At 40.6% G+C, this 18,073-nt stretch carries 16 protein-coding genes; 13 read left to right on the top strand and 3 right to left on the bottom strand.

From position 1 onward, the window contains the following. Positions 1 to 156 precede the first annotated feature (156 nt). Positions 157 to 1,008: a protein kinase domain-containing protein gene (locus tag AC058W_RS12340; RefSeq protein WP_479390127.1), complete on the bottom strand. Its 852-nt coding sequence runs from the start codon at positions 1,006 to 1,008 to the stop codon at positions 157 to 159. A gap of 137 nt (positions 1,009 to 1,145) precedes the next feature. Further along, a complete protein-coding gene (locus AC058W_RS12335) occupies positions 1,146 to 1,580 on the bottom strand; it encodes a hypothetical protein (protein ID WP_117676855.1) in 435 nt (144 codons plus the stop codon). 245 nt (positions 1,581 to 1,825) lie between these two features. On the opposite strand from AC058W_RS12335, the gene AC058W_RS12330 reads away from it, so the two are divergent. Further along, positions 1,826 to 2,005 carry a hypothetical protein gene (locus AC058W_RS12330; protein WP_117676856.1) on the top strand — a complete coding sequence of 60 codons (180 nt, stop codon included), beginning with the start codon at positions 1,826 to 1,828 and terminating at the stop codon, positions 2,003 to 2,005. A 91-nt stretch (positions 2,006 to 2,096) separates the two neighbouring features. Continuing rightward, positions 2,097 to 2,807 (top strand): zinc ribbon domain-containing protein, encoded by a 711-nt coding sequence (locus AC058W_RS12325; protein ID WP_117676857.1) that lies wholly within the window; start codon positions 2,097 to 2,099, stop codon positions 2,805 to 2,807. Between the two features lie 196 nt (positions 2,808 to 3,003). Here the strand turns inward: AC058W_RS12325 and AC058W_RS12320 are convergent, their stop codons facing one another. Further along, the gene (locus AC058W_RS12320; RefSeq protein ID WP_117676858.1) at positions 3,004 to 3,648 is read right to left on the bottom strand and encodes a type I phosphoribosyltransferase; all 645 of its coding nucleotides are present in this window, start codon (positions 3,646 to 3,648) and stop codon (positions 3,004 to 3,006) included. 220 nt (positions 3,649 to 3,868) lie between these two features. Here AC058W_RS12320 and AC058W_RS12315 point away from each other — a divergent pair, with 220 nt between their 5' ends. From AC058W_RS12315 to AC058W_RS12265, 11 genes are all read left to right on the top strand, one after another. Then, positions 3,869 to 5,083 (top strand): MalY/PatB family protein, encoded by a 1,215-nt coding sequence (locus tag AC058W_RS12315; protein WP_118609968.1) that lies wholly within the window; start codon positions 3,869 to 3,871, stop codon positions 5,081 to 5,083. Between the two features lie 165 nt (positions 5,084 to 5,248). Then, the gene (locus AC058W_RS12310) at positions 5,249 to 5,941 is read left to right on the top strand and encodes an HAD family hydrolase (RefSeq protein ID WP_479390126.1); all 693 of its coding nucleotides are present in this window, start codon (positions 5,249 to 5,251) and stop codon (positions 5,939 to 5,941) included. Positions 5,942 to 6,104: 163 nt separating this feature from the next. After that, complete coding sequence (locus AC058W_RS12305) at positions 6,105 to 6,803, top strand: response regulator transcription factor (RefSeq protein ID WP_479390125.1); 699 nt, start codon at positions 6,105 to 6,107, stop codon at positions 6,801 to 6,803. A 77-nt stretch (positions 6,804 to 6,880) separates the two neighbouring features. Beyond that, positions 6,881 to 9,565, top strand: coding sequence for a sensor histidine kinase (locus tag AC058W_RS12300; RefSeq protein ID WP_479390124.1), 2,685 nt, complete (start codon positions 6,881 to 6,883; stop codon positions 9,563 to 9,565). A 44-nt stretch (positions 9,566 to 9,609) separates the two neighbouring features. Next, the gene (locus tag AC058W_RS12295) at positions 9,610 to 10,104 is read left to right on the top strand and encodes a PD-(D/E)XK nuclease domain-containing protein (protein ID WP_117676861.1); all 495 of its coding nucleotides are present in this window, start codon (positions 9,610 to 9,612) and stop codon (positions 10,102 to 10,104) included. A 337-nt stretch (positions 10,105 to 10,441) separates the two neighbouring features. Further along, complete coding sequence (locus tag AC058W_RS12290) at positions 10,442 to 11,164, top strand: acyl-[acyl-carrier-protein] thioesterase (RefSeq protein ID WP_117676862.1); 723 nt, start codon at positions 10,442 to 10,444, stop codon at positions 11,162 to 11,164. A gap of 343 nt (positions 11,165 to 11,507) precedes the next feature. Then, positions 11,508 to 12,335 carry a rhamnulose-1-phosphate aldolase gene (rhaD, locus tag AC058W_RS12285; protein WP_479390123.1) on the top strand — a complete coding sequence of 276 codons (828 nt, stop codon included), beginning with the start codon at positions 11,508 to 11,510 and terminating at the stop codon, positions 12,333 to 12,335. A gap of 143 nt (positions 12,336 to 12,478) precedes the next feature. Further along, positions 12,479 to 13,171, top strand: coding sequence for an L-ribulose-5-phosphate 4-epimerase (locus tag AC058W_RS12280; RefSeq protein ID WP_117676864.1), 693 nt, complete (start codon positions 12,479 to 12,481; stop codon positions 13,169 to 13,171). 107 nt (positions 13,172 to 13,278) lie between these two features. Next, the gene (locus AC058W_RS12275) at positions 13,279 to 13,500 is read left to right on the top strand and encodes a hypothetical protein (protein ID WP_117676865.1); all 222 of its coding nucleotides are present in this window, start codon (positions 13,279 to 13,281) and stop codon (positions 13,498 to 13,500) included. Further along, complete coding sequence (locus tag AC058W_RS12270; protein ID WP_117676866.1) at positions 13,497 to 14,336, top strand: CvfB family protein; 840 nt, start codon at positions 13,497 to 13,499, stop codon at positions 14,334 to 14,336. Before AC058W_RS12275 ends, AC058W_RS12270 begins: the two co-directional genes overlap by 4 nt. A gap of 236 nt (positions 14,337 to 14,572) precedes the next feature. Next, the gene (locus tag AC058W_RS12265; RefSeq protein ID WP_117676867.1) at positions 14,573 to 18,040 is read left to right on the top strand and encodes a DNA polymerase III subunit alpha; all 3,468 of its coding nucleotides are present in this window, start codon (positions 14,573 to 14,575) and stop codon (positions 18,038 to 18,040) included. Positions 18,041 to 18,073: the final 33 nt, after the last annotated feature.

Genomic DNA, 18,073 nt, shown 5'->3' with positions numbered 1-18,073 from the left:
AAAAATTAATGGAATAATGAAGCAAGAAGTAATATTAAAAACCCGCAAAGAGCCGAAATAATTGTAGCCTTCAGTGGCGTTGCAGTACGAAGTCCCGGGATATGGCTGAGGGGTAAATTCTTCGGTGGTGCGGTTGATGCAAGTAGTTTTTCCAGATCACGCCTCAAGGCAGAGAGTTTTTTGTATCTCTTTAGAGTAATCGGCAGTACATTTAAAAATAATCCTGCGGATTTTTTTGCTGCATTTTCTGCGGAGAGCTTCGGGAGAAATCTGTTTTGGGGATTTTCCCGCGATCATAAATGCGAGGACACATCCAAGGGAATAAATGTCTACTCTGTCGGTTGGATTTTTGAAATCCAGGATCTCCGGTGCTGCGTAAGGGTTGGTTCCGGCAATTACTGTGACCATATGATTTTCATTTTTAAAACGGCTTGTGATGTCGAAATCTATCATCTTGCAGCAGATTTTCTGATGAAGTCCGCAGATATGTCTGTATGGATCGGTAAGCATAGAGAGGCGGTCGGTGAGCAGAATATTCTGAGGTGCAACATCGCCATGCACAAAAGAAAGAGAAGCAATACTTTCCAGTCCAATGCAGAGCTGAATAAGGAAAATAAGAGCTTCTGTTTCAGATAAACAGCCATATTCATTTATGTAATCTTCCAGGGACAGACTTCTCTTTTCGGCAAGCCTCCTTGAGGAATATTTTAGGCATACAGGTTTGCGGATAAATTCATTAATGGAGATAAATTGATTGTCGGCGGATACGACTCCGAAAACTGCTTCTGTATATGGATTCCATACGGTACTTAATTTTTCATATATTGCTGCCTGCTCCGGAGAAATTTCCTTAAGGATTATGGATGTTCTGTCGGCTGCAAGTGACGCGTATTCAGGTTGAAGTTCGGCAGTGTAGATGCTGTAAAAATTTCCATCTTTCTTCTGCTTTGGTGCAGAAAGTTCATCCAGAAAATCAAGATCAATATATTCCTGCAATGTTTTTTGCATAGTTTGTGAGAGTGCCATGATAAGAAAAGTTATCCTCCAAAGTGTTTGATCAAATCGCCAGGCAGATGTTTTTCGTCCGTCTGACTTTTAAGTATAGTATATGGCATGCTCTGGAATTTTGCAAAGAAAATGGCATGTTAATTAAGGGGAGTTAAGTCTTTGGCGAGTAGAATCTCATTGATGTCGTAAAGACTTTTTCTCTGGCGTATTCCACACATGATTTCGAAGTCCCGCTCGTTTTTCGGATAAAAATCTGCCTGGATCAGGCGTTTAAGAATATTTCTGGATTCCTGAAGGCTTAATTTCAGCATAATACAGACAATGATAAGTTTGTCGCGGCTGAGATTCTTATTTCCCTTTAAGAAATCATGAAGATGGGAAGGGTAGATGTTGCACATGCCTGCAAATTTATTGATGCTGGCAGGAATCGCAGCAATACGGTTGTAGAGTTCCAACAGGATTTCCTCCTGTTCAACAAAATGAATGTTTTCCCGGTTTACAGTTCCTCTTTTTTCTATTTCCTGAAAAAGGATGTCAGTGCTTAATTTTTCATTTCCTGATTTTTCTGTCATGATTGTTATTCACCTCGGATTTATAGTGTAAAAACGGGATAAGTTCCCCGTTTAGTTGTGATATTAGTGTGTTTCGCAAAGTGCTTCGTAAAAATATCGTCTGCGAATAATAATCAGTATAGTACCAAGTTGGCAGGAGCGCAAAGTAAATGTAGAAATATGGGGAAAACATACACTGGCAGTGAATAAAACATAGAACAGGCAGGGGTATAATTATATGAAAAAGAAACGTTGGGAGGAAAAAAATGTCGATAGTTTTATGTATTTTGATATTGGTAATGGGCGTGATCGTTCATAAGATTTATGCCAGCTGTGTTACTGTGATTCATTTTGGTTTTCAGAGTGTTTTTACGGAGTGGTTCTGGTGTATTATGGCGGGAGCTATTATTGTAGCACTCGCTGGAAAAGCATTGGGCTTGCTGTAAATACAAAAGAGCTGAAAGAACGATTCAGAAAGTCTGTTGACAGTAAGAATAGAACTGTTATGAGAGACGTAAGGGAAGGCAGGAAAAAGCTATGAAATGTAAAAAGTGCGGAACCGAATTTGACGGAAAGTTTTGTCCGAATTGCGGAGAACCATTAGAGAAGCCGAAGAAGAAAAAGAAGAAAGTCTTATCGAAAGTTATTATTGCGTTGGTAATTATGGCAGCAATTGGAATTGTTGCAGGAGAGAGTGATGACAGTGGCTCCGGAAGTGTAACGAGTACGAATGTGACACAGAATACCTCAGATGCAGCGAGTGTGGAAAGTGATACGGAATCATCAAAGGTGAGATTGTATCAGCTGCTTGGACAGGAATCTGAAGGTGACAGGGGTTACAATATGAGTCAGAAATCAATTGATTTTATCAATGAGCATGAAGATTTGTTCCCTGCTTCAGGAGTAGATACATTGACTCCGTATATAAACAGTGAGATCGGTTACAAAAACATTTCAAAAAGCCCGGATAAGTATGGAGATCAGGTTATGGTAATTGATTATGCCGGAGTATTGCAGATAAGTGAACAAGATGCAGGAGATGAGACACTTACAATATTACAGGCATATGATGATGAGGGCGAGAATTATATGGTATATTATTTTGGAGAATTACCGAATGTGCTGGATGATGATACTGTAAAGATTTACGGAATACCTCTGGGAACTACAAGTTTTGATAACATCAGTGGTGGAACTACACTTGCTGTTGTACTTGGCGGATGTTATGTAGAAAAAATACAGGAATAAGAAGACGTTGGTCAGGAATAGGAATATTTCTTAAAACGATAAGTTGATTAAATATAGTAATATATGATATTGAAAAAAGGCTGCAGATTTACGAAGTTATATTCGTTAAAACTGTAGCCTTTTTGATAAGTGTATAGCCTCTTTAGCTTGTGTGTCTGTCTAAATCCTAAAGTACTTAGAATATTGTAAGAAAACCTTACAATGCAGAATATCCGTAACTGCTGACAATAGCGTCAATTTTTTGCTTCTTCTGGCACATTGGGCAGTTGTTGGAAGGATAGGAATGATAATCTGGTACATCCTTGGCATTGAAAATGGAGTGTACAGGGAGAGAAGCGACACTGTCAACTCTGCTGAAAATGGCAGCAACGCCTCTTATGATACCGCCATAATACAGGATGCTTTCAATTGATTTTGATAAAGTGGAACCGGTAGTAATAGAACCATTCAGAATCAGGATATTTTTACCTTTGATCATTGGCTGATAATTATCGCGGAAAATAACCTGTCCGGAATTTCCTAATTCAGGTGTGATTACATAAATTGTCTGGTGAGCATTCAGAGAGAAGATGCCGGCTTTCGTCAGTTCTTCTGAAAGATACGCGCCAATTACTTCCAATCCATCCATACAGATGATGGTGTCAATCGGGGTAGAAACTTCATAATTGGAAGCCAGTTCATGTGCGATATTTTGTGCTTCTGCAGTTCTTGACTTCATGGTTGTAAGGTCAAGATAGTGCGTGATATGGGACTGGGATGTTACAAAATGTCCTGGAATTACTTTGAGCTGAATACGACTGTCACTGCGGGCATAAATTTTTGTCATGTTTTCCTGATTCATAAAAATACCTCCCATTCATTTTTAATCTTTTCATATTGTACCATTGTACAGCGAAAAAATAAATAAAATTGTGCAAAATTAATAAAAAACAAGTAGCTGTTACAATGGTTTTGTGGAATTGAGATGAAGGGAATGGTATAATAAAATTCTCCGGGCAGAATTGCCCTGCGGTGGAGGGAAAATTATCCAGAGTAAATACGAAGTGGAGGAAAATGTTAATATGAAATACGATTTTACATCAATCATAGACAGACACAATATGGATGCGATTGCAGTAGATGGATTAGGAACAAGCGCAATGAGTCCCGCGAAGCCAAAAGAGGGATTTGACATCATTCCAATGTGGGTGGCGGATATGAATTTTCCAACGGTACCGACAATTCCGGAGGCAATCATTGAGCGTGCAAAACATCCGGCATATGGATATTTTTCACCGAGAGAGGAATATTTCCAGTCTATTATTGACTGGCAGACGAAGCGAAATGGTGTGACAGGACTGGAGAAAGACCATATTGGTTATGAAAATGGTGTGCTCGGATGTGTGGTTTCCGCACTGACTGCTTTTGCAGCGCCGGGAGATGCGGTATTGCTTCACAGTCCGACATATATAGGCTTTACCGGAAGTATTGGAAATAATGGATTTAAAATGGTTCACAGTCCGTTAAAGAAAGATGAGAACGGAATCTGGCGTATGGATTTTGAGGATATGGATGCGAAAATTAAAGCAAATAACATTCATGTGGCAGTTTTTTGTAGCCCTCATAATCCATGTGGACGAGTATGGGAGAAGTGTGAAATTGAGAAAGCAATGGAGGTTTATAAAGCAAATGACTGCGTTGTAATTTCTGATGAAATCTGGTCTGACTTGATTCTGGAGGGCTATAAACATGTTCCGACTCAGTCTGTAAGTGAGGATGCACGAAACAGAACAATTGCGGTGTATGCGCCAAGTAAGACTTTTAATCTGGCAGGACTGGTAGGAAGCTATCATATTATTTATAATAAATATCTGCGAGACAGAGTTGTGGCAAAGAGCAGTAAACCACATTATAATGAGATGAATGTTCTGTCTATGCACGCGCTGATCGGAGCATATAAGCCGGAAGGATATGAGTGGGTAGATGAACTGCGTCAGGTGCTGACCGGAAACGTAGACTTTGCCTGCAATTATATTAAGGAACACTTTGAGGGAGTGGAGGTCAGCCGCCCACAGGGAACTTACATGCTGTTTCTGGATTGTACGAAATGGTGCGAAGAACATGGAAAGAGTATTGATGAAGTGCAGAAAGCAGGATGGGATGTCGGTGTTGCATGGCAGGATGGAAGAATGTTTTTGCACCCATGCTCAATCAGAATGAATCTGGCACTGCCGCTTAGCAGAGTAAAAGAGGCGTTTGAGAGACTGGATAAATATGTGTTTAACAGAATCAAGTAAGTCCCCTGCGGAGGTTGCGAAGAGCAATAAGCAGAGTGTATCCGGATGAAGACAGGAAGCTGATAAAATCAGAGGAGTAAATCAAATCATAAAGCTAAATTACAAAGCCATGTTCATAAGCAGAAAAACTGTCAGAACATAGCTTTACAGAAAGAGGAATACAAAATGATAAAAGCAGTAATCTTTGACATTGATAATACATTGTATGATTATGATAAAAACCATATTTACGGTATGAAAGCGTTGGCGGATTATTGTGAGAGTGCGTTTGGGGTATCTGGGGAAGAGATGAAACGATGCTATAAGGAAGCGCAGAGAATTATGCTGGACAGAATCCGGACGGATACGGCGGCTATTCACAGTCGTCTGCTTCGAATGCAGATTATGTTGGAATTATGGGAAAAGCCGTTGTTTCCACATGCTTTAAATATGTACCATGCATACTGGGATACACTGATCCGACAGGCACAGCCATCACCAGGGGTTCAGAAATTTATGCAGGAACTGAAAAAGCGGGGAATACGTATTGGAATTGGTACGGATATGACTGCTTATGTTCAGTATAAAAAATTAAGTGCTTTGGGGTTGTATTCTTATATTGACTTTATTGTAACCAGTGAGGAAGCCGGTGCTGAGAAACCGGATCCACATTTATTTGATATCTGTGTGGAAAAAACCGGATTTTCTGCGAATGAATGTGCATTTATCGGTGACAGTCTGAAAAAAGATGTGGAAGGTTCCACAAAATGTGGACTGAGAGGAATCTGGTATACACAGGGAAAAGAGCCGGAAATCGAAGCAAAATTCCCGGTGATAAAATCATTTGAAAATGTGAATATTGAGGAACTTCTGAAATAATCATAAGAAAATCTTAAGAATTTGTCCCTTTCATATTAAGATACTTTGATTATTCTAATAACAGAAAAACATAAAAGATGTTTAAAAACCGGAAATTTAATTGCAGGACTTTTAAAAGTTATGGAAATTGAGACGGGGATTTGAAAAGAGGGAGGTGTATGAAGTGGCGAATATTCTGGTCTGCGATGACGATAAGGACATCGTGGAGGCAATCAGCATTTACCTGGAACAGGAAGGATATACGATTTTCAAGGCGTATGATGGTCTGGAGGCAATTAATATGTTGCGAAGTCAGAAAGTAGATCTGCTGATTATAGATATCATGATGCCGAAACTTGATGGAATCAGGGCTACTTTGAAGATAAGAGAGGAGAATCCGCTTCCGATCATTATTCTTTCTGCTAAGTCAGAAGATGCGGATAAGATTCTGGGATTAAATGTAGGTGCTGATGATTATGTGACCAAGCCGTTTAATCCACTGGAACTGGTGGCACGAGTGAAATCACAGCTTCGAAGATATACAAGACTGGGAGCGGCAGTGCCGCAGGAGAGCGCTCATGTTTATGAAACCGGAGGGTTAAGTGTCAATGATGATCTGAAAGAGGTCCGGGTAGATGGAGAATTGGTAAAACTGACGCCGATTGAGTACAACATTTTGCTTTTACTGATGAAGAATCAGGGCAGAGTTTTCTCTATTAACCAGATTTATGAAAATATCTGGAACGAGGAAGCCGTGGCGGCAGATAATACGGTAGCGGTGCATATCCGGCATATCAGAGAGAAGATTGAAATCAATCCGAGAGAGCCAAGATACCTGAAAGTTGTGTGGGGACTTGGATATAAAGTAGAGAAGATATCGTAAAAAATGACATTAGTCAGTTAACAGTTATTTTGGGCGAATAAATTATCATTATCGTTGCATGACAGCAAGATAAATGAGTGGATAAGAATAAAAAGGAAAGGGACAAAACAATGAAAGGAAAGAGATATAGAAGTAATTTTGCCAAGACAGTCTGGATCGTGATTGCACATCTGGCTGCGGTTGCAGCAGCAGTCTGCATGGTAGCTTTTGTCGCACTCTATGAGAAAGGAATCCGTCTGGATGACAGAAATAAAAATTATATTGAATCAGAGGAATTTAACAATGAACTGCGTCAAAAAGGAACGGATATTATCGGTGGTTTATCTACACAGGAGGATATAAATTATCTGAAAAATGCAGGTTCATCAGCAGTGATTGATCTTTTTGAATTTAAGGAGAAAGGAAACTCACGGGATGCCATTAAAGAGCTCTCAATGAAGGATGTTTCTGGACTTGCATATTCTGTAAATGATATTTTGGAATGGGCGAAGGACTGGGATGGAAGCGAGGCATATTATGATAATGGAAATATCATTCAGTGCCGGACAACTGATGGAACCAGTCATTGCTTTTATCTTGATGATTTCAAAAAGAGGATAGCAGAGGGAACCCTGAAAATTGATTATAATAAAGATTACTTTGATTTAGATGCAGATGAATTCTGGGACAAAACAGATGCTCAGAAAGTGGATGTGGCATATGATCTGGTTTATTGGAATTCAGATGAGAGCCAGAATATTGGAAGTGTCACGGATGTTACGACCGGGGTGGAATACTCAGAGACTTATTTCCTTTCAGTGAATGGACTTGCAGAGAAATTTGCACCGCAGGGAGCGGATAATCTTCTGGATGCAGTAAATTCCAGTGAGGAATGGAGTGGAAGTCCTCGGGGAGCTTACGATGAACTGGCTAATCTTCTGGATTGTATCAGTTCCGTACAAAATGATGCCAAAACTTATGAATATACAGTTGCACAGGACAATTCTTTTCAGCCCACAGGGGAATGTGAAGAAGGGAGTAGTAACCTCACATATCTTTTCGCGGATAAAAAAGCAAAGACAGTCTATACAAATAAAGAGGCATACGGTAATTACACACAGCTGGAGCAGAACCTTGAGAAGATACTTAAGGAGCATACATTTGCGGTTGTTTACCCGGATTTAAGTGAATGTGTTACAGATATTCCAAATATCAGCCTGCAGGTATGGAATCATACGATTAAACAGAGCCTTGATACAGAAGATTTTGTTTTTGCAGTCAATGTAGACACTGAATTTCCGATAGCAGATTCTATTGCGTCTGATGCAGAGACTTTTGAAAAATATGCAAATTTGATGCTGCCGGTATTGCTTGGAACTATTCTTAGTTGTATGATCTGGCTGATCAGTATGATCTGGCTGACAGTGGCAGCAGGAAGAAAACCGGAAGATGAAGAAATCCATCTGAACAGTTTTGACAGATGGTATACAGAAATCGCGGCGGGAGTTGTGACAGGGGTATGGCTTGTTGGTTTTATGGGAATGGTAACAGTGATTGCAAACTCACTGATCGGGACTTTCAACAATATGCAGATTCTGATAATTTTTCTGGTAATATGCGGAATTTATACAATGGCATGGTTCCTGACAGGATATCTCAGCCTGGTAAGAAGAATCAAGGCAGGTACGTTCTGGAAAAACAGTTTGCTTAGAAGAATTTTGAAATGGATTGGAAAATGCAATAGAAAGATCGTAGATTTTATTGGCAGCTTTTCTCGAAATACATCAGAAAAAATAAAAGTTCTGTTTGGTATTGGCGGATTTGTATTTTTACAGTTTTTGCTTATGCTTTTTATGATAAATGCGTCAGGAGTATTTGCGTTGGTGCTGATCGTGGCAGATGTAGCGGCAATCGTTTATGCAGTTCGTAAAGTGGATGGTCTGGATCTTATTATGGACGGACTGAAGAAAATCAGTGACGGAGAATTGCAGTATAAGATTAAAACAGAACAGCTTACCGGAAAATACAAAGCAATGGCTGAATATATCAATAATATCGGTGACGGTCTGGATGCTGCGGTGGAGAACAGCCTGAAGAAAGAACGAATGCAGACAGAACTGATCACAAATGTTTCCCATGATCTGAAAACGCCGTTGACATCTATTATTAATTATGTAGATTTACTGAAGCGTGAGAATCTGACAGACCCGCAAGTACAGGAATATTTGCGTATTCTGGATGAGAAATCCCAGAGACTGAAGGTGTTAACTGAGGATGTGGTGGAAGCGTCCAAGGCAAGTACCGGAAATATTAAATTTGAGATGAATGACATTGATTTTGTGGAAATGGTGCAGCAGGTTATCGGAGAATTCGAAGAAAAGTTTCAGGAAAAGAATCTTACCATGATGGTGCATTTTACAGATGAGCCGTCCATGATCTACGCAGACGGACAGAAAATGTGGAGGGTCCTGGAGAATGTATTTGGCAACGTTGTGAAGTATGCAATGGAAGGAACCAGAGTATATGCAGAAATCAGTAACAGCAATAAGAAGGTGGTCTTTTCCTTGAAAAATATTTCTGCACAGCCACTGAACTTCTCAGCAGATGAACTGACGGAGAGATTTATCCGTGGAGATGTTGCCAGAAATACAGAAGGAAGCGGACTCGGTCTTTCCATCGCCAAGAGCCTGACGGAATTGCAGGGTGGAGAATTTAAGTTGTATCTGGATGGAGATCTGTTTAAGGTAATGATTACGTTTGCTGCGAATATGTCGAAAAAATAGTATGGTAAGTATGGAAATGGTCTGATAAAATAGAGATATAGTTTTTGTGTAAGGCCATAAGTATCTTTACGGGAACAAACAATTTTGTTTCCGATACAATTACCGCCGCAAGGTTTAATGAATACTTTGGCTTTACGCAGAAGGATGTTGACCAGCTTTTAATAGATGCGGATGTTTCGGAAAAAACGGAGCAGGTCAAAGTATGGTATGATGGATATCATTTTGGAAAAACGGATGTATATTGTCCCTGGGATGTGATGAACTATTTGCGGGATCTTCAGGAGAATCCAGATGCAAAGCCGACAGGATACTGGAAAAATACCAGTGATGTTGTGGTATTGGACTCAAGAAATGGCAGGGTAGCTGTTTTTGAGGCGAAATACTCTAAGACTTTGGAACATATGGAATCAGATTGCGAGAAAGCTGTCCGACAGATAAATGATAGAATGTATGCAGAAGAGTTTGCGGATAATTATGATGAAGTGTTCTGCTACGGAATTTCCTTCTATAAAAAAAGATGTATTGTGTTAAGAAAGTAATAGAAAGCAGGAAGTTGTTGAGGTGTGTTATACCCAAAAGCTTCCTGCTTGTTTTTTTTTGATGTTGTAATATTTTAATTAGTATTAAAATTCTGGTAAGAAAAATGCTCAGTCTTGCGAAATATGGTGATACATAGCATAATAAGTAATGATAAAAATATAGTAACTGTTCAGTACCTTCACAGTTACGAGTCAAAATCCATTAAAAATCGCCTTCGGCGATGGGATTTTGACTTGTATGTCTCAGGATTTTGGCATGTTCATGCCAAAACACCTCGCGGGATAGTAGACTGCTGAATAGTTACAAAATATATTCATATACAGAGAGGAAAAGCGGATGAACTACAGTTTTAACAGCAGAGTCAGATACAGTGAGACAGGTGAAGATGGCAGACTGACATTGCCGGGAGTTTTGAATTATTTTCAGGATTGTTGTACGTTCCATGCGGAGTCGATTGGGCTGGGAGGAGATGTGCTGAAGGCGAGAAACAGAGCGTGGGTGCTTTCTTCCTGGCAGGTAGTAGTAGGTGAGTATGCCAAAATGGGAAAGGAAATCAAGATCACGACGATACCATATGAATTTAAAGGATTTATGGGTATGCGTAATTTTATTATACAGGATTCTGAGGGAAGAAAACTTGCGTGGGCAAATTCCAACTGGACACATCTTGATATCAGCACGGGACTTCCTGCCAGACTGACTCCGGCAGATACAGATAATTATGTACTTGGTGAAAAGATGGAAATGGATTATGCACCAAGAAAAATCAAACTTCCGGAGGATATGATTGCGCAGGAAGCTTTCACGGTACAAAAACATCATCTGGACACAAACCATCATGTAAACAATTGCCAGTATGTATGCATGGCAGAAGATTTCCTTCCGGAAAGTTTCAAAATATACCAGATGCGCGCAGAATATAAAATGCAGGCAAAGCTTGGAGATGTAATTTGCCCGAAGGTAAAAACGGAAACAGATAAAGTGGTTGTATCTCTGGATAATATAGAAGGAAAAGCTTATGCGATAGTAGAATTCCTGAAAAAAGAGGGAGATATTTAAGCGAAAAATGTCTGTAATTATTCACTGATTTATTGATGATGACAGATCTGAGAAGTTACTGTTATCTGTAAAAGTCCTTATAGGGATAGGGATATAGATGATAGATATACAGAAATGTAAAAAAATTGTGAGACATTACAACACATAACTAAAAATAAGGAAAAAAGTTTCATACACAACTGACAAATATATTCCAGAATCCACATGTGGTTTCGTGAGAGTTTTTTTGAATAAATTGTTTACAAACCACACAAAACAATATATACTAAAGCGGTAAACAACAAGAAACAACGAATTGTTAAAAATAAACAACATAAAACCACAAAAATGGAGGATCTATATTATGAAAATTCTGGAATCTAAATTTGTACAGGGCTTTATTAAAATGGCCAATGACGGTTATCAGCAGGGCTGGCATGAGAGAAATGGTGGAAACTTAAGCTATCGTCTGAAACCGGAAGAAGTTGAGATGATCAAACCTCGTCTGAATGTACCTGGAGAATGGACACCGATCGGAGTAGAGGTTCCGGGACTGGCCGAAGAGTTTTTCCTTGTGACAGGAAGCGGTAAATATTTCAGAAACATTATCGTGGATCCTGAGGTATGTCTGGCAATCATTGAACTGGATGAGACAGGAACGAACTACAGAATCCGCTGGGGACTCGTCGAAGGTGGCAGACCTACCAGCGAACTTCCGACTCATTTGATGAACCATGAAGTAAAGAAGAAACTGACAAATGGAAAACATCGTGTTATTTATCATGCACACACAACAAATACGATTGCACTGACATTTGTTCTTCCGCTGGATGACAAGATCTTTACCAGAGAATTATGGGAATCTGCTACAGAATGCCCGGTTGTTTTCCCGGATGGAGTTGGAGTTGTCGGCTGGATGGTACCAGGCGGAAGAGAAATCGCTGTAAAGACAGCAGAACTGATGAAGAAATATGATGTTGTCATCTGGGCACATCATGGTATGTTCTGCTCCGGTGAAGACTTTGACCTTACATTTGGTCTGCTTCACACAGTAGAGAAATCCGCAGAGATTCTTGTAAAGATCCTGTCTATGACACCAAACAAACTTCAGACAATCACACCGGATAACTTCCGTGCACTTGCAAAAGACTTCAAAGTAAGCCTGCCGGAAGAATTCCTGTATGAAAAATAATCAACATACAAGTTGGTACATGTACCGTACAAGTGTTATAATACAGATATTAATAAGGGATTTTCCGGATGGGATATGCAAAACCGGAATATCTGAAAGATACTGCAATTAATATCTGAAAAGCAAAAGGAGAGGTACGAATTATGCTGGAAAAATTAAAAGAGGAAGTTTACAAAGCAAACATGGATCTTCCGAAATACGGACTTGTTACATTTACATGGGGTAATGTCAGCGGAATTGACAGAGAATCAGGACTTTTTGTTATCAAACCAAGTGGAGTAGATTATGATTTACTGACGCCGGACGATATGGTTGTTGTTGACCTGAACGGAAATAAAGTTGAGGGAAAATATAATCCATCTTCTGATACAGCAACTCATGTAGAACTGTACAAAGCATTCCCGAATATCGGAGGCGTTGTTCATACACATTCTTCATGGGCAACAAGCTGGGCACAGGCAGGAAGAGGAATTCCTTGCTATGGAACAACTCATGCAGATTATATGTACGGAGAAATCCCATGTGCACGTTGTTTGGAAGGCAAAGAATTTGATGAATACGAGAAGAACACAGGACTTCTGATCGTTGATATGTTCAAAGACAAAGATTACGAAGCAGTACCAGCTGTACTTTGCAAAAACCATGGACCATTTGCATGGGGCAAAGATGCTCACGAAGCAGTACATAACGCAGTTGTTCTTGAAGAAGTTGCCAAGATGGCGGCACGCTGCGAGATGATCAACCCACAGGTAAAACCTGCTCCACAGGATCTGCAGGATAAACATTACTTCAGAAAACATGGTGCAAATGCGTACTATGGACAGGGTAACAAATAAGAAAATATTTATATAAGATAAACTATCATAAAAACTTCTGAAAAGAGTATAAAAGTTACTGTTCACTCCGTGCACGGTAACATACAATTCTTTTCAGAAGTTTTTTTGTGACAGCGCATTGTGCCGCCTTTATTATTTGTGTTATACTGAAATGCAAAGCTATAGCAATTCCAGTATTTTATGGAACTGCTATAATGTCAGAGGATATAATTATAGCAGGTCAGGAAATAATTGACCTGCTTCTAAAGCATGATAGAAGGACAAAAAATACTGGCATGAGATATCAGAAAAACAAAAAAGCAAGCAAAAACGAAATGGAGATTATATGATAGAGTTAGGAAAAAAACAGAAATTAACAGTAGTGAAATCCGTAGATTTTGGTGTGTATCTGGCGGAAGATATGCACGCAGATGCAAAGAACAGAGTACTTCTTCCATCTAAACAGGTTCCGGAGGGAACAAAAGAGGGAGATAGTATTGAAGTGTTTATCTATAAGGATTCTCAGGACCGTCTGATTGCAACAACCAAAGAACCGAAACTTCAGGTAGGACAGACCGCAGTTCTAAAGGTATCTCAGGTAACGAGAATCGGCGCATTTCTTGACTGGGGGCTGGAGAAAGACCTTCTGCTTCCATATCATGAGCAGACTTTGAAGGTAAGAGAAGGCGAAGATGTACTGGTAGCTCTCTATATTGATAAGAGCAGCCGTCTCTGTGCAACGATGAAAGTGTATCATTATCTTTCTACCAGAACTCCTTACGTAGTCGGAGATATGGTTAAAGGCCGTGTGTATGAGATCAGCGACAGATTCGGTGTGTTTGTAGCAGTCGATGATAAATATTCCGCGCTGATCCCGGCAAGAGAGGCGAAAGGAAAATACCGTCCGGGTAAGATTCTTGAACTGCGTGTCAGCGAAGTAAAAGAAGATGGGAAAATGAACGTCACAGACCGTCAGAAAGCATATCTGCAGATCAATGAAGATGCAGAAAATGTACTTGAAGTAATCAATGAATTTGCGGGAGTTCTTCCTTTTGATGACAAGGCATCACCGGAGGTCATTCAGAGGGAATTTGGACTGAGCAAAGGTGCGTTCAAACGTGCAATCGGTCATCTGATGAAAGAAGGCAAAGTAGAAATCAAAGATAAGAGAATCTATGCGAAATAAGATTTTAGCAGTTGTTTAGTTAACCGTGAGAATGCTGAACAGATGCAATTATTTATAAGGATAGAATACGTAAACTGTATAGTCTGGCAGAGATAGTTCTGCCGGACAAATTTCTTTATAGAAATATTATTTTAACCGGATAAACTGTAAAACAGCTATTCGGTGTAGAGCTATGTAGCGAAAGCAGATGAGTCTATCTGCTTGGTTTGGTAAAACAGAACAGGAGAGAACAAAAATTGGAGTTTACACATCTTCACGTCCATACAGAGTACAGTCTGCTGGATGGTTCTAATAAAATAAAAGAATATGTAGCCCGTATCAAAGAACTTGGGATGGACAGTGCGGCGATCACAGATCATGGAGTTATGTATGGTGTGATTGATTTTTATCGTGCAGCGAGGGCCGAGGGAATCAATCCGATCTTAGGGTGTGAGGTATATGTGGCCCCGGGTTCCAGATTTGATCGTGAAGCGGGAAGCGGCGAGGACAGATATTACCATCTGGTTCTTCTTGCTGAGAATAATCAGGGTTATGCAAATCTGATGAAGATTGTTTCTAAAGGATTTACAGAGGGCTTTTATTATAAGCCGCGAGTAGATTTGGCTGTATTAAAAGAATATCATGAGGGAATTATTGCACTAAGTGCCTGCCTTGCCGGTGAGGTTGCCAGATATCTCCAGAGAGGAATGTATGAGGATGCAAAGGCAGCAGCCCTGCGTTATCAGGACATTTTCGGAAAAGGAAATTTCTTTCTGGAATTACAGGATCATGGAATTCCGGCGCAGCAGGTAGTGAATCAGGAACTGCTTCGCATGCACGAAGAGACAGGTATCGATCTTGTTGCAACAAACGATGTGCATTATACAAAAGCAGAGGATGCAGCACCACATGATATTTTGCTTTGTCTGCAGACAAACAAGAAGCTGGCAGATGAGGACAGAATGCGTTATGAGGGTGGACAGTATTACGTAAAATCTCCTGAGGAAATGGCGCAGCTTTTTCCATATGCATTAGAGGCACTGGAGAATACACATAAGATCGCGCAGAGATGTCATGTAGAAATTGAGTTTGGTGTGACCAAGCTGCCGCGTTTCGATGTTCCGGATGGTTTTACCTCATGGGAATATCTGAATAAGTTATGTTTTGAAGGACTGGAGGAACGTTATCATCCGGTCACAGAAGAATTAAAATCTCGACTGAACTATGAGCTATCTACTATCAAAAATATGGGCTACGTAGATTACTTCCTTATAGTATGGGATTTCATCAAATATGCACGCGACCATGACATCATGGTAGGACCGGGACGAGGTTCTGCGGCGGGAAGTCTCGTAGCTTATACGTTAGGTATCACACAGCTTGATCCGATCCGATATGATCTGCTCTTTGAGCGGTTCCTGAATCCGGAACGAGTATCCATGCCTGATATTGACGTTGATTTCTGCTTCGAAAGAAGACAGGAGGTTATTGAATATGTACGTCGCAAATATGGCGATGACTGCGTGGTTCAGATCGTTACCTTTGGTACTTTGGCGGCCCGCGGTGTTATCCGCGATGTCGGACGTGTGCTGGATATGCCTTATGCACAGGTAGATTCCATTGCAAAAATGATTCCTCAGGAATTAAACATTACCATTGATAAAGCCCTGACCATGAATCCTGAACTGAAGAAAGCGTATACAGAACAGGATGATGTTCATTATCTGATTGATATGGCAAGACGTCTGGAAGGTCTTCCGAGACATACTTCCATGCATGCGGCGGGTGTCGTAATCAGCCAGAAAGATGTATCCGAATATGTACCTCTTTCCAGGGCACAGGATGGTTCGATTGTTACCCAGTTTACCATGACGACACTGGAAGAACTGGGACTTCTGAAAATGGACTTCCTGGGACTGCGTACACTGACAGTTATCCAGAATGCAGCGAAATTAATCCAGAAGGATACGGGCGTTACACTGGATATGCAGAAAATTGACTATGATGATAAGAAAGTTCTTGATTCTCTTGGCACTGGCCGTTCAGATGGTGTGTTCCAGCTTGAAAGTGCGGGAATGAAGAACTTCATGAAAGAATTGAAACCGCAGAGCCTTGAAGATGTAATCGCGGGAATTTCCCTGTACCGTCCGGGCCCGATGGATTTCATTCCTCAGTATATCCGGGGCAAAAACCGTCCGGACACGATTCGTTATGACTGCCCGCAGCTGGAGCCGATTTTGCAGCCTACTTATGGATGTATCGTATATCAGGAGCAGGTTATGCAGATCGTGCGTAACCTGGCCGGTTATACTTTGGGCCGAAGCGACCTGGTACGTCGAGCAATGTCCAAAAAGAAGGCCTCTGTCATGGAAAAAGAGCGCCAGAACTTCGTTTATGGAAATGAAGCAGAGGGAGTTCCGGGATGTATTGCAAATGGAATCGACGAGGCGACAGCGAATAAAATTTATGATGAAATGATAGATTTTGCAAAGTATGCATTTAATAAATCTCATGCGGCGGCTTATGCAGTTGTTTCCTATCAGACAGCGTATCTGAAATACTATTATCCGGTAGAATTTATGGCGGCGCTTATGACATCAGTCATTGATTTTCCAAATAAGGTTGCAGAATATATTCTGGTGTGCAGACAGATGGGAATTAAGATCCTGCCGCCGGATGTCAACTGCGGAATGTATGGATTCTCAGTAGATAACGGAGCTATCAGATATGGACTGTCTGCAATCAAGAGCGTCGGCCGTCCTGTTATTGAGAGCCTGGTAAGTGAGCGTGAGCAGAACGGGGAGTATCGTTCCCTGAAAGATTTCATGGAGCGAAATACGCAGCAGATGAATAAACGTGCCGTAGAGAACTTTATAAAAGCAGGAGCGTTGGACTGTCTGGAGGGTAACCGCCGTCAGAAGATGATGGTTTACCAGCAGATTTCAGATAGTATCAGCCAGGACAGAAAGAATTCTCTGGTCGGACAGATGAGTCTTTTTGATCTGGTCAGTGAAGAGGATAAAAAAGAATTCGAGATCCGCATGCCGAATGTGGAGGAATTCGGAAAAGAAGAACTTCTTGGATATGAGAAAGAAGTTCTGGGAATTTATCTGAGCGGTCATCCGCTGGAGAATTACCGGGCAATGATGGAGAAAACGATCTCCGCAAAAACTTCTGATTTCCAGCAGGATGAGGAGACGAATCTTCCAAAAGTCATGGACGGTCAGAAAGTGATCATCGGTGGAATGATTACGGATAAAACAATCAAATATACAAAGAATAACAAGGTCATGGCATTTCTTACAGTGGAAGATCTTGTCGGAACGGTAGAAGTAGTTGTTTTTCCACGTGATTATGAGAAAAGCCAGCAGTTTCTGAATGAAGATGCGAGGGTATTTATCCAGGGAAGAGTATCCGCGGAGGACGATCGAGCCAGTAAACTGATCCTTGAAAAGATCCGTCCGTTTGACAATATGCCAAGAGAGATCTGGATCCAGTTTGATAATAAAGAAGTGTATGCACAGCGTTCACAGGAACTGCTTGAAGACCTCAGACGCTCCCCTGGTGACAGTGCCGTTGTAATCTATCTGAAAGATGTAAAGGCCATAAAAAAGCTTCCGGTTGGTTATCATGCACAAATACAGGATTCATGGATGAATTACATGTACGAAAAATATGGTCAAACCAATGTTAAAGTTGTAGAAAGAGGATTGAAAAACTTATAAAAATGCGCTAAACTATACCCGAATATGTGTATA

It is taken from the genome of Blautia sp. CGZ-1-C1, assembly GCF_056504575.1.
Note: the sequence above shows the minus strand (reverse complement) of the source record. Positions and strands in the feature narration are given on the sequence as shown.